Annotated in this window: 19 protein-coding genes; 7 read left to right on the top strand and 12 right to left on the bottom strand. The window is 63.5% G+C overall.

Features of this window, described 5'->3' with window-relative positions; all coding sequences use genetic code 11:
* Positions 1-415: 415 nt before the first annotated feature.
* Entirely contained in the window at positions 416-1156 is a 741-nt protein-coding gene (locus tag PQR67_RS19650) for a response regulator (protein WP_408462662.1), read from the top strand.
* Positions 1153-2424 carry an ATP-binding protein gene (locus PQR67_RS19645; protein ID WP_408462659.1) on the top strand — a complete coding sequence of 424 codons (1272 nt, stop codon included), beginning with the start codon at positions 1153-1155 and terminating at the stop codon, positions 2422-2424. The genes PQR67_RS19650 and PQR67_RS19645 overlap by 4 nt, the downstream gene beginning before the upstream one ends.
* Before the next feature lie 208 nt (positions 2425-2632).
* Here the strand turns inward: PQR67_RS19645 and PQR67_RS19640 are convergent, their stop codons facing one another.
* Positions 2633-3559 (bottom strand): tyrosine-protein phosphatase, encoded by a 927-nt coding sequence (locus PQR67_RS19640; RefSeq protein WP_408462656.1) that lies wholly within the window; start codon positions 3557-3559, stop codon positions 2633-2635.
* Between the two features lie 243 nt (positions 3560-3802).
* On the opposite strand from PQR67_RS19640, the gene PQR67_RS19635 reads away from it, so the two are divergent.
* Positions 3803-5062 (top strand): MFS transporter, encoded by a 1260-nt coding sequence (locus PQR67_RS19635; protein ID WP_408462653.1) that lies wholly within the window; start codon positions 3803-3805, stop codon positions 5060-5062.
* 17 nt (positions 5063-5079) lie between these two features.
* Positions 5080-6345, top strand: coding sequence for a D-amino acid dehydrogenase (locus PQR67_RS19630; protein ID WP_408462651.1), 1266 nt, complete (start codon positions 5080-5082; stop codon positions 6343-6345).
* Positions 6346-6588: 243 nt separating this feature from the next.
* Here the strand turns inward: PQR67_RS19630 and PQR67_RS19625 are convergent, their stop codons facing one another.
* The 3 genes from PQR67_RS19625 to PQR67_RS19615 all read right to left on the bottom strand — a co-directional run bounded on the left by PQR67_RS19625 (position 6589) and on the right by PQR67_RS19615 (position 13897).
* Positions 6589-8058, bottom strand: a complete 1470-nt coding sequence (locus PQR67_RS19625) for a glutamate synthase subunit beta (RefSeq protein ID WP_408462648.1) — start codon at positions 8056-8058, stop codon at positions 6589-6591.
* A 132-nt stretch (positions 8059-8190) separates the two neighbouring features.
* Positions 8191-12894, bottom strand: a complete 4704-nt coding sequence (locus tag PQR67_RS19620; RefSeq protein WP_408462645.1) for a glutamate synthase-related protein — start codon at positions 12892-12894, stop codon at positions 8191-8193.
* Positions 12895-13189: 295 nt separating this feature from the next.
* On the bottom strand, positions 13190-13897 hold the full coding sequence (locus PQR67_RS19615; RefSeq protein WP_028199609.1) for a transposase: 708 nt from the start codon (positions 13895-13897) through the stop codon (positions 13190-13192).
* A 188-nt stretch (positions 13898-14085) separates the two neighbouring features.
* Here PQR67_RS19615 and PQR67_RS19610 point away from each other — a divergent pair, with 188 nt between their 5' ends.
* Positions 14086-14808, top strand: a complete 723-nt coding sequence (locus tag PQR67_RS19610; RefSeq protein WP_408462642.1) for an OmpW/AlkL family protein — start codon at positions 14086-14088, stop codon at positions 14806-14808.
* 350 nt (positions 14809-15158) lie between these two features.
* Positions 15159-15539, top strand: a complete 381-nt coding sequence (locus tag PQR67_RS19605; protein ID WP_408462639.1) for an ElaB/YgaM/YqjD family protein — start codon at positions 15159-15161, stop codon at positions 15537-15539.
* Between the two features lie 66 nt (positions 15540-15605).
* Here the strand turns inward: PQR67_RS19605 and PQR67_RS19600 are convergent, their stop codons facing one another.
* From PQR67_RS19600 to pilM, 7 genes are all read right to left on the bottom strand, one after another.
* Positions 15606-16757 (bottom strand): deoxyguanosinetriphosphate triphosphohydrolase, encoded by a 1152-nt coding sequence (locus tag PQR67_RS19600; RefSeq protein WP_408462900.1) that lies wholly within the window; start codon positions 16755-16757, stop codon positions 15606-15608.
* Positions 16758-16885: 128 nt separating this feature from the next.
* Positions 16886-17971, bottom strand: coding sequence for a 3-dehydroquinate synthase (gene aroB / locus PQR67_RS19595; protein WP_408462636.1), 1086 nt, complete (start codon positions 17969-17971; stop codon positions 16886-16888).
* On the bottom strand, positions 17971-18522 hold the full coding sequence (locus tag PQR67_RS19590; protein WP_408462633.1) for a shikimate kinase: 552 nt from the start codon (positions 18520-18522) through the stop codon (positions 17971-17973). Before PQR67_RS19590 ends, aroB begins: the two co-directional genes overlap by 1 nt.
* Positions 18523-18628: 106 nt before the next feature.
* Positions 18629-20425, bottom strand: coding sequence for a type IV pilus secretin PilQ (locus PQR67_RS19585; protein WP_408462631.1), 1797 nt, complete (start codon positions 20423-20425; stop codon positions 18629-18631).
* Positions 20425-21351: a hypothetical protein gene (locus PQR67_RS19580; RefSeq protein ID WP_408462628.1), complete on the bottom strand. Its 927-nt coding sequence runs from the start codon at positions 21349-21351 to the stop codon at positions 20425-20427. The genes PQR67_RS19585 and PQR67_RS19580 overlap by 1 nt, the downstream gene beginning before the upstream one ends.
* 25 nt (positions 21352-21376) lie before the next feature.
* Positions 21377-22075 (bottom strand): fimbrial assembly protein, encoded by a 699-nt coding sequence (locus tag PQR67_RS19575; protein WP_408462625.1) that lies wholly within the window; start codon positions 22073-22075, stop codon positions 21377-21379.
* Positions 22072-23064 (bottom strand): type IV pilus biogenesis protein PilM, encoded by a 993-nt coding sequence (gene pilM / locus PQR67_RS19570; protein ID WP_408462622.1) that lies wholly within the window; start codon positions 23062-23064, stop codon positions 22072-22074. Before pilM ends, PQR67_RS19575 begins: the two co-directional genes overlap by 4 nt.
* A gap of 253 nt (positions 23065-23317) precedes the next feature.
* On the opposite strand from pilM, the gene PQR67_RS19565 reads away from it, so the two are divergent.
* Complete coding sequence (locus PQR67_RS19565) at positions 23318-25720, top strand: penicillin-binding protein 1A (protein ID WP_408462619.1); 2403 nt, start codon at positions 23318-23320, stop codon at positions 25718-25720.
* A 204-nt stretch (positions 25721-25924) separates the two neighbouring features.
* Here the strand turns inward: PQR67_RS19565 and cyaY are convergent, their stop codons facing one another.
* Positions 25925-26242: an iron donor protein CyaY gene (gene cyaY, locus PQR67_RS19560; RefSeq protein WP_211633109.1), complete on the bottom strand. Its 318-nt coding sequence runs from the start codon at positions 26240-26242 to the stop codon at positions 25925-25927.
* Positions 26243-26274 lie beyond the last annotated feature (32 nt).

The following is a 26274-nucleotide window of genomic DNA, read 5'->3' as shown; positions in this document are numbered from 1 at the left end:
GCGCTAGGTTTCGATTTCACGCCGCTTGCCGTGGGCCCAAGGCGTTAGGCTGTTTTCGACATGCGACGCAACGTACTGCACGACGAATCATCTCGCCGCGCCCGCAGTGGCGATGCACGAAGGAACGCGCGCTTTCCGGCGGTTCTTACGACGCGTTGCGACCCCTTGCCAGCCGTAGCAATTGGGGGCGAATTCTTCCATCGAGGGAATTTGAGCGATGCAAAATGACGGCCGCGCCGCGCTGCACATTGCCGGTGCGCGACTCGCCTGTTGCCAAATGTGCAGCCCTGAAATATGCGGTGAGCCTTTGCTGGCGGGACTGGCGCCCGAATCGGCAAAGATGGCGCGAACTTACGTAAGCATTGGTAAGAAAACAGTCGGCCGTGTGTCGCGCGGGCCAGTCTAGAATTTCGCCATGAATCCACAGGTCCTTATCGTCGACGACGATCCGGTCGTACGCGATCTGCTTTGCAAGTTTCTGCAGACGAACGGCTTCGACGCGTCCGTGCTGCACGACGGCACCCATCTGCAACGCCGGCTCGAACGTGAACGGCCGTCGGTCGTCGTGCTCGACATCATGATGCCGAACACCGACGGCCTACGCGCGCTCACCGCCTTGCGCGCCGCCGGCGACGACATTCCGGTGATCTTCGTGACGGCGCGCGGTACGGTGGCCGACCGCATCGTCGGGCTTTCGCTCGGCGCGGACGACTATCTGACCAAGCCGTTCGACCCGCGTGAGCTGCTCGCGCGCATTCATACGGTGCTGCGCCGCCGCGGGCCGTCCACCACGAGTGCGCCGGAAGCCCGCAAGCCGTATCGCTTCGGCCCGTTCGAACTCGACTTCGCCACCCGCGCGCTGTCACGCGACGACACCAAGCTGCCGCTGCGCGACAGTGAGTTCGCGCTGCTAAAGATCTTTGTCAACAATCCTTACAAGGTGCTGTCGCGCGTGCTGATTCACGATCTCGTGCATCGTGACAATCTCGCGTTCCGCGACCGCAGTCTCGACGTGCCGATCTGGCGCCTGCGCCGCGTGATCGAAGACGACCCGTCCAATCCGTGCTACGTGCAGACGGTGCGCGGCAAAGGCTATGTGTTCGTGCCCGACGCCGACGGCACGCCGTTCGCCGACGAGGCTGCCTCAAGCGCATGAGAAACCCGCTGAACACACTGTTCGGCAGAATGGCGTTGCTGTCGACAGCGGTGTTGTTCGCGATTCAGGCCGGCTGGTTCGTGCTGGTGGTGATGCAGCCGCCGCGCCACGAAATCGACGGCTTCGCGCGCGGCATTCTGCTGGTGCTGCAAGCCGTCAACGGCGAGCCGATGAAGGGCGCCGCGCTCGCGCCCGCCATGCGGGTGCATCTCGTGCCTACCTGGAACATGCCGTCGAGCGTCCATCTGCGCCCGCCCACCGCTCATCCGCTGGTCGAATTGAGCCGGCATTTGCGCGAGAACCTGCCGCCCGGCACGCAGATCGCCGTCGACGACCTGCATCCGCCGCAGCTATGGGTGCTGTTCCCCGGCAAGTCGAACTGGGTCGTCGTGCCGGTGGACGTACCGCCGCGCCCGCGCTTCCTGATCGAATCCGTCTCGATGCTGGCGGCCGCACTGATCCTGTCGCTGTTCGCGGTCTGGCAGATGCAGCGGCCGCTGTCGCGCGTGGCCGACGCCGCCCGCGCGTTCGGTTCAGGCGGCCGGCCGGAGCCCGTGACCGTGCAAGGCCCGCGTGAATTGCGCGATCTGATCGGCTCCTTCAACGACATGATGCGGCGCCTGAATGAGGCCGGCGACGACCAGGCAGTGATGCTGGCCGGCGTCGCGCACGACCTGAAAGCACCGCTCACGCGGCTCAAGTTGCGCGCGAGCGTGCTGGTCGCGGAAAACGAGCGGGCCGGACTGATCCGCGACGTCGACTCGCTGACCAACATCGTCCAGCAGTTTCTGGAGTTTGCCGGCCAGTCCGCCGATGCCGGGCCGCCGGTCGAAGTCGACGAATTCCTGCGGGAACAGTTTTCCGCCAGCGACAACACCGAGACACCGCTGTTCACGCTCGATTTGCGCGCCGGCCCGTCGTTCGCCCTGCCGCGCACCTTGCTCGACCGGCTGGTCACGAATCTCGTCGACAACGCGCTCGAGCACGGCTCGCCGCCGGTGGATATCGCCACGGCGCGCAATGACCGGCATTGGGTGATCAGCGTACGCGACCACGGCCCGGGCATTCCCGACGAGCGCATCGCCGCGGCGCTGAAACCGTTCGTACGGCTCGACGCCGCGCGCGGCGGCGAAGGTCATTGCGGCCTGGGTCTCGCGATCGTCGCACGGCTCGCACACGATCGTGGCGGACGCTGCCAGGTGCGCAATCACGCGCACGGCGGGCTGGAAGTACGGATCGAATTGCCGGTTGCGCCGGCGCAGTCATGAGGAAGATCCGGAAGGGCTGAGCGGGCTTCGCGAGCACGGGCACTTACGCGCCCTTACTGAACAGGTTTGCGCGCGGGTTGCGGCCTTATAGTCGCCCCCGGCAACCTCGATGCCGCCCTTCTCTGTCCGCCCGGTTACATGGGGCGGACTTTTTTTCGTCCGTGCCGGCCGACGTGTTCCGCTCAATACCAGGCCCGGCAAGCGCGAGTCACCCGACCAGGCGGTCGTGCAACATGTCGATCGTCGCTTGCGACAGCCCGAGTCCTTGTGTCAGATAGCTCGCCATCGTGCCGTAGCTCGCCTGCACCTGATCGAACCCGGCTTGCAGGTAATTTTCCTGCACGTTGAGCAACGGTGACGCGGTCGTTGCAGCCGCGTCGCCATTCTGCGCACGCAACGTGGCGGTCTGTTGCTGGATCGATTGGGCCAGATAGACGTTGCTCAGCAGATAGTCCTGCGTGATCACATCGATTGGCACGTTGGCGATGCTGAGCAGGAGCGCCGCAACCCAGCCGGCCCGATCCTTACCCGCGTTGGAATGAAACAGTTGCGGACCGGCGCCATTGGCGAGCCGCGTCAGGAGCTCGCCGTAACCGACGCGCTGGGCGGCGCCGGTGACATAGGCGCGCGCCTGGGCTTCCATGAACGCGACGGCGGCGCCCGCGGTATCGAACGTCGGCGTGACGAAGTCGCTGACCCCCAGCACGTCGAGCGCCTGCGACGTCGCCCCGCTCGGCAGGATATCCGCCGTGCGTGCGATTTCGCCAGGCGTGCGCAGATCGTAGACCGAGGCGATGCCGAGTTTATCGAGGGCGGTCGCGTCGGTAGCGCCGAGGGTCAGCGCGTTCGCACGATAGAAGGCGCCACGGCGCATCTGCTTGCCATCGACCGTGGGATAGCCGGCGGCCGCGCCCGCCACATCGCGAAAGTTGCTCACCGAGGCGAGGCGCGGCGTTGCCGGCTGATCGGTGTCCAGATTTCCACCTCCGCAGGCCGACAGCAGCGTGCTGCCCATACCGGAGAGCAGCAGCATGCTTGCCGACGATCTCAGGAACGCGCGGCGCGATGGGTCTGCTCGCAAAGGCGTGCTCGCGGAGCGGCGGAATGGCGAGCAGGTTTTTGCGGTGGCGGGCATTAGCAGTGGCGAGCGCGGGCGTGAGAAGGGTAGGCGCAGCTCGAGCGCTGCCGGCGCAGTTTAACGGCGCGCAATAATTTTTGGGTTACATAGTAGTAGTTGGTAAGGAACCGGAATGGAGTCCCTTATCCGCCAGGCATTTTTGACCACGGCTGGCCGCACCCCGCCCCGTCCCCTTAGAATACAAAAAACCCACGATCAAGCCGCCGGAAGGCAAAAACCACCTGGAGACAACAAAAAAACATGCCCTCTCTCCAATGGTTCACCGAACTGACACAGCGCGAACGCCGCACCCTCTATGCCGGCTTCGGCGGCTACGCAGTCGACGCTTTTGATTTCATGATCTACTCATTCCTTATTCCGACGCTGATCGCGACATGGGGCATGACCAAAAGCGAAGCCGGCATGATCGCGACCAGTTCGCTGATTTCGTCGGCGATCGGCGGCTGGCTCGCCGGGATTCTCGCCGACCGCTATGGACGCGTGCGCGTCCTCCAGTGGACCATTGCCACCTTCGCGATCTTTACCTGCCTGTCGGGCTTCACCCACTCGTTCTGGCAACTGCTGACCACCCGCACGCTGCAAGGCATCGGCTTCGGCGGTGAATGGTCGGTCGTGACGATCATGATGGCCGAGACCATCCGCTCACCTCAGCATCGCGCGAAAGCCGTCGGCACCGTGCAGAGCAGCTGGTCATTCGGCTGGGCCGCGGCGGCCATCATCTATTGGGCGTTTTTCGCCTTGCTGCCCGAACAGGTCGCATGGCGCGCCTGCTTCTGGATCGGCCTGCTGCCCGCGCTGTGGATCTTCTACATTCGCCGCAATGTCAGCGATCCTGACATCTTTCTCGAAACCCGCCGCGCTCGCGAAAGCGGCTTCGATACCTCGCACTTCCTGCAGATATTCTCCTTCCCATACCTCAAAACGACCCTGCTGGGCAGCGTGCTGTGCACCGGCATGCTCGGCGGCTATTACGCGATCACCACCTGGCTGCCGACCTATCTGAAAACCGTGCGCCATCTGTCGGTCTTCAACACCAGCGGCTATCTGATCGTGCTGATCGTCGGCTCGTTCACCGGCTATATCGTCGGCGCGATTCTGTGCGACAAGATAGGCCGGCGCGCGTCGTTCGTGCTGTTCGCGATTGGCTCGTTCGTGCTCGGCATGGTCTACACAATGCTGCCGATCACCGACGGCATGATGCTCGCGCTCGGCTTCCCGCTCGGCATCGTCGTACAGGGAATTTTCGCGGGCGTCGGCGCGTATTTGTCGGAGCTCTATCCGAATTCGATCCGCGGCTCGGGGCAAGGCTTCTGCTACAACCTGGGCCGCGGTCTCGGCTCGTTCTTTCCGATCCTGGTCGGTACACTGTCGCAAACCATGACGCTGGTGAAGGCGATGGGCATCGTCGCCGGGTCGGGCTATCTGCTGGTGATCGTGGCCGCGGTGTGTCTGCCGGAAACCAAGGGTAAAGTACTCGGCGCGGCTCGTCCTGCCGCCTGAAACCGCCGCACAACCACATGAAAACGATTGTTCTGGGCGGCGGCGTGATCGGCGTCGCCACCGCGTTTTATCTGCGCCAGCAAGGCTGCGACGTCACCGTGATCGAGCGCGAGCCGGACGTCGCGCTCTCCACCAGTTTCGGCAATGCCGGCGTGATCGCGCCGGGTTATGTGACGCCATGGGCCGCGCCCGGCATGCCGGCCAAGATCCTCAAGTATCTGTTCAAGCCGGCCTCGCCGCTTATCTTCCGCCCGACCCTGGATCCGGCCCAATGGCGCTGGATCATGCGCTGGCTGCGCGAATGCGACCTCGAGCGCTTTCGGGTCAACAAGCAGCGCATGCAACGCATCGCCTATTACAGCCGGGACTGTCTGCACGAATTCCGCGCCCGTCATCCGTTCGACTATGGCCGCAGTCAGGGCTATCTGCAGTTGTTCCGCAGCGAATACGACGTCGAACTCGCGCAGCCGGCTCTCGCGGTCCTGCGCGACGCCGGCATCGCGTATCGTGAAGTCAGCGCGGCGCAGTGTGTCGAGATCGAACCAGGTTTGCGCTGGGCGCGTCAGACGCCGCTCTCCGGCCTCTATCTCCCCAACGACGAAGCCGGCGATTGCGCCCGCTTCACCCGCGAACTGCGGGCGATCTGCGAGCGCAACGGCGTGCGGTTTCGCTTCGATACCAAAGTGCGCTCGCTCGACGTGCGAGGCGGTGCGGTTCACGCGGTGCGTCTCGAGAGCGAACGCGGCAACGAGACTTTGCAAGCCGATGCGGTGGTGGTGGCGCTGGGCGTGGACAGTGCGCTGCTGCTCGCGCCGCTCGGCGTGAAGGTGCCGCTCTACCCGGTCAAAGGCTACTCGGCAACGCTGCCCATCACCGACGAAGAAAAGGCCCCGCTGGCGGCACTCATGGACGAATCGCTGAAAACGGCGATCACGCGCTTTGGCAACAACCTGCGCGTGGCCGGCACCGCGGAGCTCGGCAATCGCCAGACAACCCTGCGCGAACAGGCTTTGCAGACGCTGATGAAAGTACTCAGCGACTGGTTTCCGCACGCGGCCAATCCAACCTCCGCGCACTTCTGGGTCGGCCGCCGGCCGATGACCCCGGATGGCGCGCCGTTGCTCGGCCCGTCCGGCGTGGACAAACTCTGGCTAAACGTCGGACATGGTTCGACGGGTTGGGCGATGTCGATGGGTTCGGGCCGGGTGGTCGCCGATCTGATTACGCAGCGCAAGCCGGAGATCGACCTCGACGGGCTGACGTTGAACCGCTATCGGCGCTGATCGCACGATTCGATGCGGGAAGTCGCTCGCGCCTCGACGCGTAGGCTAAGCACTTCAACTAACACCACCGGACGCGCCTAGCGTCGCAAAAAACGGAAAAGCCGGGTCACCCTCTCAGGTGCCCGGCTTTGTTTTTTACCGCTTCGCGATACGGCTGATGTACCGCTTTGTCGTCTCCACCTCGTCCTGCAAGCATTAGCCGGTTTCCGCACCATCGGGCGGAAACCGGCTGGAGACGTTACGTTAGCGCGGCAGTTCCGAATGACCCATCAGGAACGCATCGACCGAACGTGCGCACTGACGGCCTTCGCGAATCGCCCACACCACCAGCGACTGGCCACGACGCATATCGCCCGCGGTGAAGACCTTGTCCACCGACGCGTAATACGCCTTGTCGCCTTCGGTCGCGGCACGCACGTTGCCGCGGTTGTCCTTGTCGACGCCGAACGCTTCGAGCACCGGCGACACCGGTTGCGTGAAGCCCATGGCCAGCAGCACCAGATCGGCCTTCATTTCGAATTCCGAGTTCGGCACTTCCTGCATCTTGCCGTCCTTCCATTCGACGCGCGCGGCGATCAGCTTCTCGACCTTGCCATTCTTGCCTTCGAGGCGCTTGGTGGCAACCGCCCAATCGCGCGAGCAGCCTTCGTCATGCGACGACGAGGTGCGCAGCTTGATCGGCCAGTACGGCCACACGAGCGGCTTGTTCTCTTCTTCCGGCGGTTGCGGCAGCAGTTCGAATTGCGTGACGCTCTTCGCGCCATGACGGTTCGACGTACCGACGCAGTCCGAACCCGTGTCGCCGCCACCGATCACGACCACGTGCTTGCCCTTGGCGAGCAACTGGTTCGCGACCTTGTCGCCGGCATTGACCTTGTTCTGCTGCGGCAAGAATTCCATCGCGTAGTGGATGCCTTCCAGCTCACGGCCCGGCACCGGCAGATCGCGCGGCGTTTCCGAACCGCCGGCGATCACCACCGCGTCGAACTGCTCTTTCAGTTCGGCCGGCGTGATGGTTTCCTTCGCCGTATTGCCGATGTACTCCGGCAGCGAATCCGCCTTGCCGACGAACACGTTGGCGCGGAACGTCACGCCTTCGGCTTCCATCTGACGCATGCGGCGGTCGATCAGCCACTTTTCCAGCTTGAAGTCAGGAATGCCATAACGCAGCAAACCGCCGATGCGGTCGTTCTTTTCGAACACGGTGACATCGTGCCCCGCGCGCGCGAGTTGCTGCGCGACGGCCAAACCAGCGGGGCCGGAACCGACCACGGCGACCTTCTTGCCGGTCTTGTGCTTCGGCGGCAGCGGTGCAACCCAGCCTTCGGCCCACGCTTTGTCGATAATGGCGTGTTCGATCGACTTGATGCCCACTGCGTCGTCGTTGATACCGAGCGTGCAGGCTGCCTCACACGGCGCCGGGCAGATGCGGCCCGTGAACTCGGGGAAGTTATTCGTGGAATGCAGCACTTCGATCGCGGTCTTCCAGTCCTGATGGAACACCAGGTCGTTGAAGTCCGGGATGATGTTGTTCACCGGGCAGCCGTTGTTGCAAAACGGAATGCCGCAGTCCATGCAACGCGCGCCTTGAATCTTGGCTTCGTCGTCGGTCAGTGCCGCAACGAATTCCTTGTAGTGCTTCACACGCGTGAGCGGAGCTTCGTACGCCTCGTGGCGGCGCTCGAACTCGAGAAAACCGGTTGCCTTGCCCATGTGGTTCTCTTCTCTATCTGTATCAGGTGAGGTGATCTACACCCGCCGCGCGTCGAATCATCGAGAGGCGGCGGGTACGGCTAGTTGTGACGTCTTCTGTGCTGGTGACCAGCGAAGCGGCTATATGGCAAGTCAGGCAGCGAGCACTTCCTTGTTCGCCTTCTTCGCGGCCATCTCGCCCAGTGCGCGCTTGTATTCGGTCGGGAACACCTTCACGAACTGACGGCGCGACGCGTCCCAGTTTTCGAGCAGCGCCTTTGCACGCGGCGAACCCGTGAACTGGAAGTGACGTTCGATGAGACCCTTGAGCAGGGCTTCGTCGGTTGTGCCGCTGTGCCACAGGCTCTTGTCGACCGTGCGTTCCTGTTCGGCCTGTTGCAAGACCGGCTCGAGCGCGACCATCGACTTGTTGCACTTGCCCGCGAACGTGCTGTCCGGATCGAACACGTAGGCGATACCGCCCGACATGCCGGCCGCGAAGTTACGGCCCGTTTCGCCGAGCACCACCACCGTGCCACCTGTCATGTATTCGCAACCGTGGTCGCCCGTGCCTTCGACAATCGCTGTCGCACCCGAGTTACGCACGCAGAAACGCTCGCCGGCAACGCCGCGGAAGAACGCTTCGCCTTCGATCGCGCCGTACATCACCGTGTTGCCGCAAATGATGTTTTCTTCCGACTTGCCGCGGAAATCATTCGTCGGACGGATGATGATGCGGCCACCCGAAAGACCCTTGCCGACGTAGTCGTTACCGTCGCCGACCAGATCCAGCGTGACGCCTCGCGCGAGGAACGCGCCGAAGCTCTGACCCGCGGTGCCCTTCAACTGGATGTGAATCGTGTCGTCAGGCAGGCCGTCGTGGCCGTACTTCTTCGCGATCGTGCCGGACAGCATTGCGCCGACCGTACGGTTCACGTTGCGCACCGGCTGAATGAACGAGACGTGCTCGCCCTTCTCGATCGCGGCTTTCGACTTTTCGATCAGCACGTGGTCGAGTGCCTTGTCGAGACCGTGGTCCTGCACGTCCACGTGCTTGCGCGCCACTTCGGCCGCCACTTGCGGTTGATAGAACACGCGCGAGAAGTCGAGACCCTTTGCCTTCCAGTGCTCGATGCCCTTCTTCATGTCGAGCAGTTCGGCGTGGCCGATCAGGTCGTCGAACTTGCGGATGCCCAGTTGCGCCATGAGTTCGCGCGCTTCTTCCGCAACAAAGAAGAAGAAGTTCACGACATGCTCCGGCTGCCCCTGGAACTTCGCACGCAGCACCGGATCTTGCGTCGCGACGCCGACCGGGCAGGTGTTCAGGTGGCACTTGCGCATCATGATGCAGCCTTCGACGACGAGCGGCGCCGTCGCGAAGCCGAATTCGTCCGCGCCGAGCAGCGCGCCGATCACGACGTCGCGGCCGGTCTTCATCTGACCGTCGGCCTGCACGCGGATCCGGCCACGTAGCTGGTTCAGCACCAAGGTCTGCTGCGTTTCCGCCAGACCCAGTTCCCACGGCGTGCCGGCATGCTTCACCGACGACAGCGGCGAGGCGCCCGTGCCGCCGTCATGGCCGGCGATCACGACGTGATCGGCCTTGGCCTTGGCGACACCCGCGGCCACCGTGCCCACGCCCGATTCCGACACCAGCTTCACCGACACGCTGGCCGCCGAGTTGGCGTTCTTCAGGTCGTGAATCAGTTGCGCCAGATCTTCGATCGAGTAGATGTCATGGTGCGGCGGCGGCGAAATCAGGCCGACGCCCGGCACCGAGTAACGCAGCTTGCCGATGTATTCCGACACCTTGTGACCCGGCAACTGACCGCCTTCGCCCGGCTTTGCGCCTTGCGCCATCTTGATCTGGATCTGATCGGCCGACGCCAGGTATTCCGCCGTCACGCCGAAACGGCCCGACGCCACCTGCTTGATCTTCGAGCGCAGCGAATCGCCGTCCTTCAGCGGAATGTCGACGATCACTTCGTCGCCGATCACCGACTTCATGGTGTCGCCGTTCTTGATCGGAATGCCGCGCAGTTCGTTGCGATAACGGTTCACGTCCTCGCCGCCTTCGCCGGTGTTCGACTTGCCGCCGATGCGGTTCATCGCGACCGCCAGCGTGGCGTGGGCTTCCGTGCTGATCGAGCCCAGCGACATGGCGCCAGTAGCAAAGCGCTTGACGATTTCCTTCGCCGATTCGACTTCGTCGAGCGGGATGGCCTTGGCCGGATCGAGCTTGAACTCGAACAGGCCGCGGAACGTCATATGGCGCCGGGTCTGATCGTTGATCAGATGCGCGTATTCCTTATACGTCTGGTACGAGTTGCTGCGCGCCGAGTGTTGCAGCTTGGCGATCGCATCCGGCGTCCACATGTGTTCTTCGCCACGCACGCGATAGGCGTACTCGCCACCCGCGTCGAGCATGTTCGCGAGCACCGGGTTGTCGCCGAACGCGTCGCGGTGCAGACGGATCGCTTCTTCCGCGACGTCGAACAGACCAATGCCGCCGACCTTCGACGACGTGCCCTTGAAGTACTTCACCACCAGGTCTTCAGCCAGCCCGACCGCTTCGAAAATCTGCGCACCGGTGTACGACATGTACGTCGAAATACCCATCTTCGACATGACCTTCATCAGGCCCTTGCCGACAGCCTTGGTGAAGTTGTAGACCGCCTTTTCCGCCGACAGGTCGCCCTTCAGGCCGGCTGCGAGCTGGCCGAGCGTTTCCATCGCGAGGTACGGGTGCACGGCTTCCGCGCCGTAGCCCGCGAGCAGCGCGAAGTGGTGCGTTTCACGCGCCGAGCCGGTTTCCACGACCAGCCCCGCGCTCGTGCGCAGACCGTGCTGGACGAGGTGCGTGTGGATCGCGGCGGTGGCCAGCAATGCCGGAATCGCGACGTTGTCGCGGTCGGTCTTGCGGTCCGACACGATCAGCATGTTGTAGCCGGACTTGACCGCATCGACCGCTTCCGCGCACAGCGAAGCCAGACGCGCTTCAATGCCTTCCTTGCCCCAGGCCACGGGGTAGCAGATGTTCAGCTCGTATGAGCTGAACTTGCCACCCGTGTACTGATCGATCGCGCGGATCTTGGCGATGTCCTTGAAGTCGAGCACCGGCTGCGACACTTCGAGACGCATCGGCGGGTTGATGTTGTTCGTGTCCAGCAGGTTCGGCTTCGGACCGACGAACGACACCAGCGACATCACCATGTTTTCACGGATCGGGTCGATCGGCGGGTTCGTGACTTGCGCGAACAACTGCTTGAAGTAGTGATACAGCGTCTTGTTCTTGTTGGACATGACCGCCAGCGGCGAGTCGTTGCCCATCGAACCGACGGCTTCTTCGCCGGCTTGCGCCATCGGCGCCATCAGGAACTTGAGGTCTTCCTGCGTGTAGCCGAACGCCTGCTGACGATCCAGCAAGGCCGCGGCTTCGCGGCGTTCCGTGGCGACGTCTTCGGCCTTCGGCTCGATTTCGTCGAGCTTGATCCGGACCGCGTCGATCCAGCTCTTGTACGGCTTGGCGTTGGCGAGGTTGTCCTTCAGTTCCTTGTCGTCGATGATGCGGCCGTGCTCCATGTCGATCAGGAACATCTTGCCCGGCTGCAGACGCCACTTCTTGACGATCTTCGACTCGGGAATCGGCAGCGTGCCTGCTTCGGACGCCATGATCACGAGATCGTCGTCGGTGACGATGTAGCGCGCCGGACGCAGACCGTTACGGTCGAGCGTGGCGCCGATCTGACGGCCGTCGGTAAAGGCAATCGCGGCGGGGCCGTCCCACGGCTCCATCATCGCGGCGTGGTATTCGTAGAACGCGCGGCGGTTGTCGTCCATCAGCGTGTGCTGTTCCCAGGCTTCCGGGATCATCATCATCACGGCGTGGACCAGCGGGTAGCCGGCCATCACCAGCAGTTCGAGACAGTTGTCGAACGATGCCGTGTCGGATTGACCCGGGTAGATCAGCGGCCACAGCTTCGGCAGGTCGTCGCCGAGAACGTGCGACGCGATCGCGCCGGTGCGGGCGTTCAGCCAGTTGACGTTGCCCTTCACCGTGTTGATTTCGCCGTTGTGGGCGATCATGCGGTACGGATGAGCCAGTTCCCACGCCGGGAACGTGTTGGTCGAGAAGCGTTGGTGCACCAGCGCCAGCGCCGACACCGTGCGCTCGTCCTGCAGGTCGCGGTAATACACGCCGACCTGACCGGCCAGCAGCAGGCCCTTGTAGACGACCGTGCGCGCCGAGCACGACGGCACGAAGTATTCCTTGCCGTGTTGAAGCTTGAGCGCCTGGATACGGTGGCTCGCGGTCTTGCGGATCACGTACAGCTTCCGCTCGAGCGCGTCGGTCACCATGATGTCTTTGCCGCGGCCGATGAAGATCTGGCGGATCAGCGGCTCGCTCGCCTTGACGGTGGGCGAAATCGGCATGGTGTGGTCGACCGGCACGTCGCGCCAGCCCAGCACGACCTGGCCCTCGGCCTTCACCGTGCGTTCCAGTTCCTGTTCGCAGGCGAGACGCGAGGCGTGTTCCTTCGGCAGGAAGACCATGCCGACGCCGTATTCGCCGTTCGGGGGCAGCACGACGCCCTGCTTGGCCATTTCCTCACGATAGAAACCGTCCGGGATCTGGATCAGGATGCCCGCGCCATCGCCCATCAGCGGATCGGCGCCCACGGCGCCCCGGTGGTCGAGGTTCTCGAGAATCTTCAGGCCTTGCTCGATGATCTCGTGGCTTTTCTTGCCCTTGATGTGAGCGACGAAGCCGACGCCGCAGGCGTCATGTTCGTTTTGCGGGTCGTACAGACCTTGCGCGGCGGGAACCGGGTGAACCGGTTGCTGGTGGTCGTTCATGGGGACACCGTCTGTGAGGGGCCGGACAGGCCGTTAAACCGTTTTTCTATTGCCGCAGTTCGCACCGCAACCACGTCGGCGACTCAGTACGCTTGTTGCTACGCATATCGAAAAGCGCCGGAATTCGGAATATACGCGACGAATCAATGGAATAGCAAATAAAACGTGATGATTGAACCCCAATTATCAGATTGGTGCATCGCGGCTATTTTTTATTGGTGCCACATCAAAAAGGTGCAAAAGAAAACGGCATGCGAAGATGCCGTTTCGATACAGCCCTTTGATGCGAAACGCTTTATTGCGTCTGCGGCGTTTCGCGGACCTTGCGCGGCCGTCCTCGCGGCAGCGGTGAAACGCGCCGGTTGGCGGCCCGCGCCGCCCATTCGCGGTAGGTATCGCTGCCCAAAACCCAGCCTTTCAGGGTGGCCTGCTGAAGCTGACTGGCTTCGCGTTCGTCGAGCGGCTGCTCGCACAACTCGCGGTAGGCGCGCTGTCGCTCGAACGGCGTGTTGCCGAGCGACCAGTACAGCGGGTGATCGGTAATCAGGCTGTCTAGCGTCAGGCCGATATGGTGACGGTAGCTCGACCAGCGGTAGTCCTCGGGCGCGCTCACGAGCCCGGTGCGCACCGGGCACATCTCGACGACCCGGCTCGCGAGCAGGAAGTAGCGCTCGCCTTCGATCACCGTGGCGCGGTAGCGCCCCTCCCACAAGGTGCCGCGGCGCGCGTAGCGCCGGTTGAAGTGCGCCACGTATCGGCGCCCCACCGCCTGCATTGCTTTCGGCAGACTCGACTCTTCAGTCGGCGTGACGAGCAGTTGCACAGCGCCAGGCATCAACGCATACGCGTGGATGGACAAGTGATGGTCGCGAGAAGCCGCTTTCAAGCAGTCGATGAAAAGCTCGTAGTCCTGGTCGTCGACAAATGCGGGCTGCTGATCGAGTCCACGGAGGATGACGTGCTGCGGCTGGTCAGGGACATAGAGACGTGCAAGCCGTGCCATGCTGGAGTATCCAATTAGTCGCGTTGGTACATACCCGAAGGTCCAAGGAACCTCGCGCGCCCGGGGTTCGGCGCAGCGCGGCTAAGCCGGAAACCGCGCGGGGCCTAGGGAGAAAGCTCTAACCGCCGCGTATGGTTTGTTTCAAACGTTGTAGTCATAATGAGCGGGCCTTTTCTGGAGGAGCACATATGAAATTAAAACAGGCCGTAACGGGGATCGCGGCGCTCGCCTGCATGACGGCAGCACACGCGCAATCGGCCGGAAGCTTTTACGTCACGACAGGCTGGTTCCATCTTGCGCCTCAATCGAGTAGCCAACCGTTGAGCGTGACGAGCATAGGCGGCAGCCCGACCAATATCACTGAAGCCAACACCGGCGCATCACTCGGTTCAGCCGATACGCTCGGCTTCACCGCCGGCTACTTCGTCACTGATCACATCGCCACTGAATTCGTCATTGGTGTCCCGCCTTCGTTCGACCTGAACGGCACGGGCAACCTCGAACAATTCGGCAAGCTCGGTCAGGCGAAACAGTGGAGCCCGACTCTGCTGTTCAAGTACTACTTCAACGCCCCCACCGCCTCGTTCCGCCCGTATCTTGGCATTGGTGTGAGCCGCATCTGGTTCACCGACGCCAAGATCACCAATGGTGCATTCGAAGCAGGTGTTCTGCATGGTCCGACCAGCGTCTCCACGGATAGTTCGTGGGAGCCGGTGTTTAATGCGGGTTTCACCTATGCGTTCAACCAGCACTGGTTCGCGGGGGTGTCGATTTCGTACCTGCCGCTCAGCACGACCGCCAAGCTGAACACCGCTGCAAACACCCCGGTCGGTACACTGAACGTGCAATCGCAAACCAAGATCAAGCTGAACCCGATCGTTTCCTACGTCAACATCGGTTACCGTTTCTAACGCGTCAAGAAATTGGGGCCGTTGAATTAGGGTAGTCGAATTTTCGTGGCTTGGACAACGCCGTCAAATATCCAATGGATCCAACGACGGCGTTTTTCGTCGTTCGCGCGCGCCGGGGACCTTCGCGATCTGCGTAGTCCTATGGCGGGCGGGCGTAAGCGTTTGTAAATTTGACCCGCTATCGGGTTGGCTCGTGCAATATCTGCTGAGGAATAGCGGTCCACGCCGTGGTTCATGGGGGCTGTGAGTTAGGCACCGAAGTTGCGTTCCGGTGGTTTTTCCCCACACGGCAGCAACGCGTATGTGCCGTGACAGCGTGGGACCCTTTCACCTTCATCGATGGAGCGACCATGACAGCACTTCCGAACACACGAGACGCCCTCGGCGAATCCTGGACCAGCACCAGCCGCCGTGCCCGGCGCATCGCTCGCCATAGCCGCCATGCGGCCGAAGATATCGCAGGCGAACTGCGCACCCTGATGTCGGAACTCGAATCCACCCTGGCAGACGGTACCCAGGCCGACGCCGTGGCGCTGCGCAGCAAACTGCGCAAACAGCTTGACGCCGCCCGTGTCCGCCTGAACGATACCCGCGAAGCCGTGCGCGAACGCGCCGAAGTCGCGATCGCCGACGCTGACGACTATGTGCGTGAAAACCCGTGGCAGACGATTGCGATCGTCGGCGGCGTTGCACTGATCGCGGGCGCGCTGCTGGCGTCGCGGCTGCGCTAGGCAGGTTGCGCCAGGCGGGTTGCACCGGGAGGATTGCGCTGAACGGCGAGATCGGCCTCAGGCCGATCAGTTGTCGTCGATCACGAACAGCCGCTGATACTCCTTTACTGCGTATCGATCCGTCATGCCCGCGATGTAGTGGGCGATCAGGCGTGGTTGCTGCGATGCGTCGGCGGATTGATAGCCAGGCGGCAATAGCCGCGGATCTTCCGTGAACGCGTCGAACAGGCCGGTCACCACGCGGCGCGCCTTGTTGGCCATGCGCATGACACGGTAGTGGCGGTACAGATTCTTGAACAGAAAGCGCTTGAGCGCCGCGGCCTGGGTGGCGATCGCTTCGCTGTGCGCGACCAGTGGCGGCACCGCGCGCACGGCGTCCAGCGAGGTGGGTGCAAGCCTTGCGAGATTAAGCGAGGTCGTATCGATCAAGTCGACGATCAGCGTATTGATAATGCGGCGCACGGTCTCGTGAATCAGCCGCCGCCCTTCGATCTGCGGGAAGTCGCCACGCGCCGCCGCGTAGTGTGTCTGCCATAGCTCCACTTCGGCGAGTTGCTCCACCGTGAGCAGCCCTGAGCGCAAACCGTCGTCGACATCGTGATTGTTGTACGCGATCTCATCGGCGACATTGGCGATCTGTGCTTCTATCGAAGGCTGCCGCCCCTCCAGAAAACGCTCGCCTAGCGCGCCGAGCCGCCGGGCGTTCTCGCGCGAGCAGTGCTTAAGAATGCCTTCCCGGGTTTCAAAGCAGAGGTTCAGGCCGTTGAACGCACCGTAGTGCTCTTCCAGATCGTCGACCACCGCGAGGCTTTGCAGGTTGTGCTCGAAACCGCCATGTTCGCGCATGCATTCGTTCAACGCATCCTGGCCCGCATGGCCGAAAGGCGTGTGACCGAGGTCGTGCGCAAGCGAAATGGCTTCGACGAGATCTTCGTTGACGCGCAGATTGCGGGCGACCGAACGGGCGATCTGCGCGACTTCGAGGCTATGCGTGAGGCGCGTGCGAAACAGGTCGCCCTCGTGATTCACGAACACCTGAGTTTTGTACTCGAGCCGGCGGAATGCCGTCGAGTGAACGATACGGTCGCGATCGCGCTGGAACTCGGTGCGCGCGCTCGGCGCGGCTTCGGGATAGCGGCGCCCGCGCGACTGGGCTGAATGCGCCGCATACGGCGCGAGATGCGCTTCGAGTGCTTCCTGCGATGGCACGCCGCTCACGGGCGTGCCTGCCGGGTCATGCTTTACATCGTCGCTGCGCCTGTCAGTCACCGGAATCTCCGAAACATGGGCGGCGCCTCGTGACGCTGGTGCGTGTTGCCTTGCTGCCAGACTCTCGCCGAATCGGTCTAGATCGCGGCGGCCAGCGTGGCGCGCACCTCGGCGTCAGGCGCCTGGGTGATGAGCGTCTCACCGAAACGCTTCAGCAGAATGAATTTGATTGCACCGGCTTCCGCCTTCTTGTCGACCTGCATCAGTTCGACGTAACGCGAATCGCCGAGCGCGGGCGCGCGGGTAGGCAAATGCGCCGCAACGATCACGTCGACCAGGCGCTTGCGCGCGGCTTCGTCGAGATACCCCATGCGCACTGACAGGTCCGCCGCCATCACCATCCCGCAGCCGACCGCCTCGCCGTGCAGCCATTCGCCGTAGCCGAGTCCGGCTTCGATCGCATGGCCGAAGGTGTGCCCGAAGTTGAGGATTGCGCGCAATCCGCCTTCACGCTCGTCCTGCGCCACGACCGACGCCTTGATCTCGCACGAGCGCTTGACCGCCTCGGCCAGCGCTTCGGGTTCGCGGCGGTTGAGCGACTCGATGTTCGCCTCGATCCAACTGAAGAAGCCGGCGTCGGCAATCGCACCGGTCTTGATCACCTCGGCAACGCCTGCCGCCAATTCGCGCGCCGGCAGCGTGCGCAGTGCGCCGATGTCGGCGATCACGGCCTGCGGCTGGTAGAACGCGCCGATCATGTTCTTGCCGAGTGGGTGATTGATGCCGGTCTTGCCCCCCACCGACGAATCGACTTGCGACAGCAAGGTGGTCGGCACCTGGATGAACGGCACGCCGCGCATGTAGCAGGCCGCGGCAAACCCCGTCATGTCGCCGATCACGCCGCCGCCGAGAGCAATCAGCGTGGTCTTGCGATCCGCGCGCGAGCCCAGCAGCGCGTCGAAAATCAGGTTCAGTGTTTCGAGGTTCTTGTACGCTTCGCCGTCCGGCAAGACGACCGTGGACACCTGCTTGCCAAGCGGCGCGAGCGCCGCGCGCAGCGTATCGCCATAGAGCGGGTCGACCGTAGTGTTCGTGACGATCGTGACCGAACTGCCGCCGATATGCGGTGCGAACAACGCGGTCTGGCCGATCAGATCGGCACCGATATGGATGGGGTAGGCACGCTCGCCCAGTTCGACATTGACGGTAATCATATGGCCCATTATGGCGCAGGGTGTTTGGCGACGCCGGCCATCTCGAGCTGCATCAGAACCATGTTGACGAGTCCGTTGACTGAAGGCCGGCCGGTTTCAATCACAAAGTGCGCGCATTCCCGGTATAGCGGATCGCGTACTTCGTAGAGCGCTTCGAGGCGCGCTTTGGGGTCTTCGGTCTGCAAAAGCGGGCGACTCTTGTCGCGCCGGGTGCGCAGCCACAAATCATGCGGATTGGCGCGCAAATAGATCACCACGCCCCGATTTTGCAGCGCTTCGCGGTTTTCCGGCCGCAGCACCGCGCCGCCGCCCGTGGCCAGCACGATATTGTCGCGCCCGGTCAACTCGGAAATCACGTGCGCCTCGCGTTCGCGAAAGCCCGCTTCGCCTTCCAGCTCGAAGATCACCGGGATGCGCGCACCCGTGCGCGCCTCGATTTCATGATCGGAATCGAAGAACGGGCGATCGAGGCGGCGCGCAATGGCCCGGCCCACGGTGGTTTTGCCTGCCCCCATGAGTCCTACAAAAAATACATTGGCGTGTGCGTCCCGCGCTTGCAACGGTGTCCTCTGGCTAATCCGGTATGGTACGTGCCGCAGCTTACTGGCAAAGCGGCCGCCTTGTCGAGCCTGCAAGCCGCTGCTGGACAGCGGCGGCAGCGTGACCCTAATTTGTCTGAACAACGCGCGGCGTGATGAAAACTGCCAGTTCACTGCGCTGGTCGCGATGGGCGCGATGGCGAAAAAGCGCACCTAAAACAGGTATTTTGCCCAGGACCGGCACCCGCGTCACATCGTCCCGGTCGTCGGTCGCATAAATTCCGCCGATCGACACCGTACCACCATCTTCGACTTCGACGCGCGTTTGCACGTGTTTGGTGTTGATCGCCGGGCCGGCATCGGTCTGCTCGCCCACGCTGTCTTTCGCCACATCAAGGTCCAGCACCACTCTGCCGTCCGGCATGATTTGCGGCTCGACTTCCAGTTTGAGCGTGGCGCGGCGAAACTGCACGCCCGACACGCCCTGCCCGACTTTCGCCTGATAGGGCAGCTCAGTGCCCTGCTCGACGACCGCTTTCATCCGGTCCGCCGTCACGACCCGCGGGCTTGAGACGATCTCGCCGCGCCCTTCGGCCTCCAGCGCGCTCAGTTCGATGTTCAGGAGTCGCGTCGCCCCGGCTGCGAACAAGGTCAGCCCGGCGGTGGCGGCGTCAAAACCGGAAATCGGCCGGGCCGACAGGTCGTAGACGGTCCCGTCCTTGCCGCCTGTCAAACCCCGGGCAGTACCGTCGGCATTGGTGGCCGCCATGGCAAGCCGCACCCCGAGATTGCGCGAAAAACCATGCTCGCCCTCGACGATACGCGCTTCGATCAACACCTGACGGGTCGGCCGGTCGACGGACGCAAGCAACGCCGCGATTTGCGCGAGGCGTGCTTCGAGATCGGTGACGAACGGCAGATTGGTGCGCGGATCGGCAGTCGCGGCGCCACGTTTGGACAGCACCCGCTGGTTGCCGGCACCGGCCAGCAGACGCCGCACGTCCTCGGCGCGCGCGTAGTGCAGTTCGAACGTGCGGCTTGCGAGCGGCTCAAGGTCCGCAGCTCTCGCATGCGCTTCAAAGCGCTGCCGTTCACGCGCGGCCAGCTCCGCGATCGGCGCGACCCAGATCACGTTGCCCTGGCGCTCCATTGCCAACCCATTGACGTCGAGCAAGGTATCGAACGCCGTGCGCCACGGCACCTTGTCGAGCCGCAGCGAAACGGCGCCGCGCACTCTCTCGCTCGCGACGATGTTCAGTCCGGTGAACTGGGCGAATGCGTTGAGTACCGCGCCAAGTTCGGCACGCTGGAAGTTGAGCGAGATCGGTTTGTCGTCGGCAGCGAGTCTGGCGTCGGCGGGCGTTCTCAGTGTGTTGCTCAGCCGCGCGAGTGGAGGCAGCGGCACCGGCGGCCCTTCGAGCGTCGCGGTTCCCGTCGCGACGTCGCGCGCCGATGCTCCAGATTGCCTGCGCAGCGGCGCCGAGCCGTCTGTGTCAGCGGTTACCTCTGCGTTTGCATTTGCGCCGCCGGCCACGTCGGCGGCGTTTTCGATCCCGGCGGTTGCCGCGGCTCGCGATATGCCAGGTTCGTCGACGGATTCGTCGCGGAACGGGTTAGGCACTTCGGCGACGACGCCGCGCGGCAGCGGTGGTACGTCGTATCGGGCATCGGCTGGCGCAAAGGCGTCGTCGAGCGGCATGTAGGCGGGCAGCGGTGGCGGCGAGGTCGAAGCATGCGCAATGCCCGTAATTATCGCCACGCCGGCGACGAGGCTGCTAAAAAGGCTGCGGACCGGCGTGTAAAGCGGACCGCAAAACACGCCTCCACGCGCTGGCGCGGGCAGGCCGCGACACACGCCCAAAGCAGAGTTGCCACGAACGCCAACGCGCGACAATGCCAGACCGAGCGACTTCATCAGTCTCATCAGGACGCCTCCGCCAACGCCAGCGTGCGCGTCGCACCACCATTGGCCAAAGTGATGCTGAGCGCGTCGAGTCGCGTGACGCGCTCGGTACCGAGTTGCTGTCCGGACACAACCGTGGTCGCGCCATCCGGCGTATCGAGCAAGGCGAGTCCGCGTGTGCGCTCGTGCAGCAAGCCGACGAGGCGCAGTTCAGAAGCGTCAGCCTGCGGCTCGCCGGGCGCGCGCATCTGAACGAGCGCGAACGGATCGAAGAACACGATATCTTCTTCGTCATCCGAATCGAGACTCTCGTCGGCAAACGCGGCCGCAGCCGGGGTTGACGGCACCGGCCTCAGTGCACCGAAAATATGCAGCGTTGCCTTCACCGCTAGCGACGCGGCATCGCGGTTGACCGTCACGTCGACGGGAACGATCAGCACCGGCAAGTCCGACAGGCCGCGCAGAAACGCCATCAGGTGAACGAAATCCGTGTGCGCGGTGAGCTGCACAGGGCGCATGCTTTCGGCACCCGAACCGTTGGCGGCACCCGGTTCCAGCGTGAGCAACGAGACACCGTTCTGCACTGCCAGTTCGGACACGATTTGAACATCGTCCGCGGAGGTCCACGACGACGCAGGCAGCTGCGCGCCTGGCCTCGCGGCAACTTCCCGACGCAGCGCAGGCAATTGCGCCAGCGCGCGGCGCGCATCCACGAGATGCCGCGTGGCCGCCTCCAGTGCCGTGCGGCTCGCCTCGACCCCGCCGAGATCGGCCACTACCCAGCCATGCGAGCCAAGTCCGAACACTACCGCCGCGATCAGCAACGCAACCACCCAACGGCGCCGGCGGCTCCACGCAACGAGCGGCAAACGCACATCTTTGATCCACTGGGAAAAAGAAAACCGCGCGCTCGACGCGCCGCCGAGCCCGGCAAAAGTCGTACTCATTTCGTACCTCCAGATTGTTCAGACTTCATGGGACGCTGCGCCGCGGGCCGGATGGTGGGACCGTTTTCTTTGGTGGGTCGCCCCAGCGCAGATGCGCTCCGAATTCGATCGGGCCGCTCACGCCAGCCGCCGCGACAGCACCGCTGCGGGGCGCCGAACGATGCAGATCGCTCACCTCCGCGCCCTGCACGCCACGGATCGCGCTCAGGCGTTTGAGCCACTCAGCCGACGCGATATGTCCGCGCGAGGTCGCGAGCAACTCCGTTTCGTGCTCGCGCTGCCGCAACTGCTGTAGCACCACGCCGTCGCCTGGTTCGAAACTCAATGCGTCCAGCAGGTCGCGCAAATACGTAAGCGGCTCGGACAAGCTCAGCGCGCGCGCCGCGCCTCGACGCTGTTCGTCTTGTGCCCGCAGTAACCGGGCGTGTTCCGCGAGCGGCTTGGCCAGTTGCGTGAGCGATTGTTCGATCGACGCGCGCTGCGCATCGAGCCGCGCCCTTTCGAACGCCTGCCACCCAACCAACGCGAGCACGGCCACAAGACCGGCAAGCGCAGCAGCAACCCATTCGAGCAGACGCCGCCGGCGAGCGAGTCGCGCATTGCGCTGCCTGTACGGCAGCAGATTGAAGCCGCCGAGCCACGGCCGTGCGAAGCGTGCGCCCCGCGCAGAGGCCCGCGTGTTCGGTTCCGCCAGATCCAAACCGGAGCGCGGTTCGCGCGTCATTCGAGCACCCCGCGCAAGGCCAGCCCGAATGCGACCGCCGCGGCAGGCTCATGCAACAGCGGGTCGTGCAGTTGAGGTGCAAGCGCACCCAGCGCCGCACATTCGAACGGCAGCACCGTGCAAGCCAGTACGTCGGTAATATCCGCAATCGAGAAACCCACGCCGTCGAGCAAGTCGACCTCACCGCTCAACAACGCGCAGTCGAGTACGGGGCCCTGCACGAGGTCGCGCAACGCGTCGGCGAGATCGGCGTGCTCGGGCGCGGGGTAACGCATTTCGCGGACCACGCAGTCGTCGACGATGCGCCAGCCATAGACGCCGTCCGTGCCGATCCAGAGCGCGACGTAGGCCTCGTGCGGATCGAGTTCCTGGCTCGCCGCGTAGCGCATTGCGCGCAAGGCTGCATGCGGCTCGCCGTCAATCGCGGTAAGCGAGATGCCCGCGCTCGCCGCGCACTCGATGCGCGCTTCGAGATGCTGACGGGCGGTTGCGGCGATCGTCACGGAACGAACCGGCGAACGCGTTTCGTCGACGAACCAGTCGACGGCCAGCGCGTGCCTCTCGAGACCTGCGATACGCTCGACTTCGCTCATCACCGCCGGTTCCAGTTCGGCGAGTTCATACCCGCAGTCTTCAGCGCAACCGCTCAGCTCGGCGAGCCGTGTAAGCGGCACGGTGGTGGTCAATGTGGCCGCGGCGGGCAGCGCCATCGCGCAGCTCAAGGCATGCGGCGCACACGCGCGCGGCAGACCCGCGAATGCGTCACGCAATGCACGCGTCACCGCGTGGCGGTCGGCGATCTCCGCGCCGGCCATCGCGCCGGCGCCAAGCGGCACGGTGCTCGCATATTCGATACGCAGCGCGGCACGTGTGCGCGAATGCTGACTCACCACGACCAGACGCACCGCCTGGGAACCTACATCGATCCCCGCAGCAAAGCGCTGCGCCCCGAGTCGCACATCTTGAAGCCACGAATTTTTGAACGTCATCACGCCCTCCTTCACACTCACGCGACGAACCATTCGAGCGCGAGTAACAGGGAGGGATTGTGCGTAGCCGCGCCGTCGCGCGACACTCAGCCAAATGGCTAACGTTGCGTGACGCGTGCCCCGCACGCCATCAAAGCGTCTACAGTGAAGTCATTCCTGCGCGGCACACTGACTTGTCAAGAACTGTCAGTAAGCATGCCGAAAGCTGAAAAGCGAGGCGGCTATAATCGCGGGACTGTTTTTTGGTGTCCATATGCAATCCACGTCTCCTACGTCCCCGCCGCCCGCGCCGCAGAAGCGCAAACGCCCCTTGTGGCTCAAGCTCATCATGGGCTTTGTGGGTCTGATCGTCGCCGGCATCCTGTGCGTGCTGCTGGTGCTTGGCTATGCGCTGGTGGTAGCAACACCGAACCTGCCGTCGCTCGACGCGCTAACCGACTACCGGCCGAAGGTGCCCTTGCGCATCTACACCGCCGACCACGTGCTGATCGGCGAGTTCGGCGAAGAACGGCGCGACGTCGTCCATATCCAGGACGTGCCGGACAGTCTGAAGAAAGCCGTGCTGGCAATCGAAGACGCACGCTTCTACGATCACGGCGGCGTCGACCTCACAGGCATCGCGCGAGCCGGCTTCGTCGCACTGACCAATGGTCACGCCACGCAAGGCGCCAGCACGATCACCATGCAGGTGGCGCGCAACTTCTTCCTTTCGAGTGAGAAGACCTACACGCGCAAGATCTACGAGATGCTGCTCGCGTACAAGATCGAGTCGAAGCTGACGAAAGATCAGATTCTCGAGGTGTACATGAATCAGATCTATCTCGGTCAGCGCGCGTACGGCTTCGCGAGCGCGGCGCGAGTGTACTTCGGCAAGGATCTGAAGGACCTGACTCTGGCGGAATCCGCCATGCTGGCGGGTCTGCCGAAGGCGCCGTCCGCGTATAACCCGGTGGTCAATCCGAAGCGCGCGAAGATCCGTCAGGAGTACATCCTGCAGCGCATGTACGAATTGCACTACATCACCCAGGAGCAATACGACGAGGCAAGCAAGCAGCCGCTTGTCGTCAAGGGCGCGGGCAAGGAGTTCAGCGTGCACGCCGAGTACGTCGCGGAAATGGTGCGGCAGATGATGTACGCGCAGTATCGCGAGGAAGCGTACACGCGCGGTCTGAACGTCGTGACCACCATCGACTCGGCCGATCAGGACGTTGCTTACCGGGCGCTGCGCAAGGGTCTCATGGACTACGAACGGCGCCACGGCTATCGCGGCCCGGAGGCGTTCATCGATTTGCCGTCCGATGCGGACGACCGCGAACAGGCCATCGACGACGCGCTGCTCGAGCATCCTGACAATGGCGAAATCGTCGCCGCGGTGGTGACGTCGGCGAGCCCGAAGCAGGTGCAGGCCACCTTCATCGACGGCAACGCCGTGACCATTCAGGGCGACGGGCTGCGCTTCGCGCAGTTCGCGCTCGGCCCGCGTGCGCAGCCGAATCAGCGCGTGCGGCCCGGCGCGATCATCCGCCTCGTGAAGGACGACGACGGCAACTGGTCGGTCACGCAACTGCCGCAAGTGGAAGGCGCATTTGTTTCGGTGGTGCCGCAAGATGGCGCGATTCGCGCGCTGGTCGGCGGTTTCGACTTCAACAAAAACAAGTTCAACCACGTGACCCAGGCGTGGCGTCAACCGGGTTCGAGCTTCAAGCCTTTCATCTACTCGGCCTCGCTCGAAAAGGGGCTCGGACCGGCCACGGTGATCAATGACGCACCGCTCTTTTTCAGCGCTGCGGAAACGGGTGGCCAGGCGTGGGAACCGAAGAACTACGGCGGCGGTTTCGACGGTCCGATGACCATGCGCACCGCGCTGCAGAAGTCAAAGAACCTTGTGTCGATTCGCATCCTGAACCAGATCGGCACCAAGTACGCGCAGCAATACATCACGCGTTTCGGCTTCGATGCGGAGCGTCACCCGGCCTATCTGCCGATGGCGCTCGGCGCGGGCCAGGTCACGCCCTTGCAGATGGCAGGCGCGTTCTCGGTGTTCGCTAACGGCGGCTATCGCGTCAACCCGTATCTGATTGCTGAAGTCACCGATCAGCGCGGCATCGTCGTGGCGCACGCGCAGCCGCTGGTTGCCGAACAGAGCGCGCCGCACGCAATCGAACCACGCAATGCGTATGTGATGAACAGCCTGCTGCAAAGCGTCGCGCAACGTGGCACGGGCGCGAAGACCAACGTGCTCAAGCGTACCGATCTCGGCGGCAAGACCGGCACGACCAACGACTCGCGCGATGCCTGGTTCGCCGGCTATCAGCACACGCTCACGGCCATCGCGTGGATCGGCTACGACAATCCGCGCAGCCTCGGCGACAAGGAAACCGGCGGCGGCCTCGCGCTGCCGGTGTGGATCGACTACATGGCGCGCGCGCTCAAGGGCGTGCCCGAATACAAGATGCCCATGCCCGACGGCGTGACTGAACTGGGATCGGAACTGTATTTCGAGGATTTCACGCCGGGCCATGGCTTCGTCGCCACTGTCGGCATCAGTCAGGCAGCGCTGGATGCCGACGCGAGCGGCGCGTCCGCGGCGGCGGCGCCCGAGCAAGTCGGCGAACAGGAAAAGCAGGACATCATGAATCTGTTCAAGGGGCACTAAACGAGGCGTCTCGAACGAGACGTCAAAATCCGTAAAAAAACCGCCGCGCTGAATGCGCGGCGGTTTTCGTTTGGACGGTAGCTTCGGGGGGGTGTCTGACGCTCCGTTTTAGCCGCGGCTCCAGCAGCGCGCAAGTGTCCGTCGAGCGCTCGCTTCGGCGGTCGCTCAGAGCAACCTCGCCAGCACCAGATTCAGCCGCCGGCTCTACGCCTCAAAGTGAACCGGCTCGCCAGCCTGCTGCGTTGCGTACTCCGACAGCGCGGCGAAAAACTCCGTGCCGCTGCGGGTATCGCGCCATTCACCGTCGACGAAACGGAAGTGGAAACCACCCGCCTTCGCGGCGATCCAGATCTCGCTCATGGGCGGCTGCAGGTTGACGATGATCTTCGTGCGGTTCTCGAATTCGAGGGTCAGGACATTGCCGCTGCGCTCGAGTTCGATGTCGGCTTCCGTGTCGTCGAGCGCGCGTTCGATGGCGGCTAGCGCGGCTTCCGCGCGGGTCAGGTAATCACTATCGGACATGCTAAACTCCATCGATTATTTATACAGGGACA

The sequence above is a fragment of the Paraburkholderia fungorum genome (assembly GCF_046026025.1).
GTDB classification, from domain to species: domain Bacteria; phylum Pseudomonadota; class Gammaproteobacteria; order Burkholderiales; family Burkholderiaceae; genus Paraburkholderia; species Paraburkholderia fungorum_E.
This window is presented reverse-complemented; position numbering and strand designations above follow the sequence as displayed.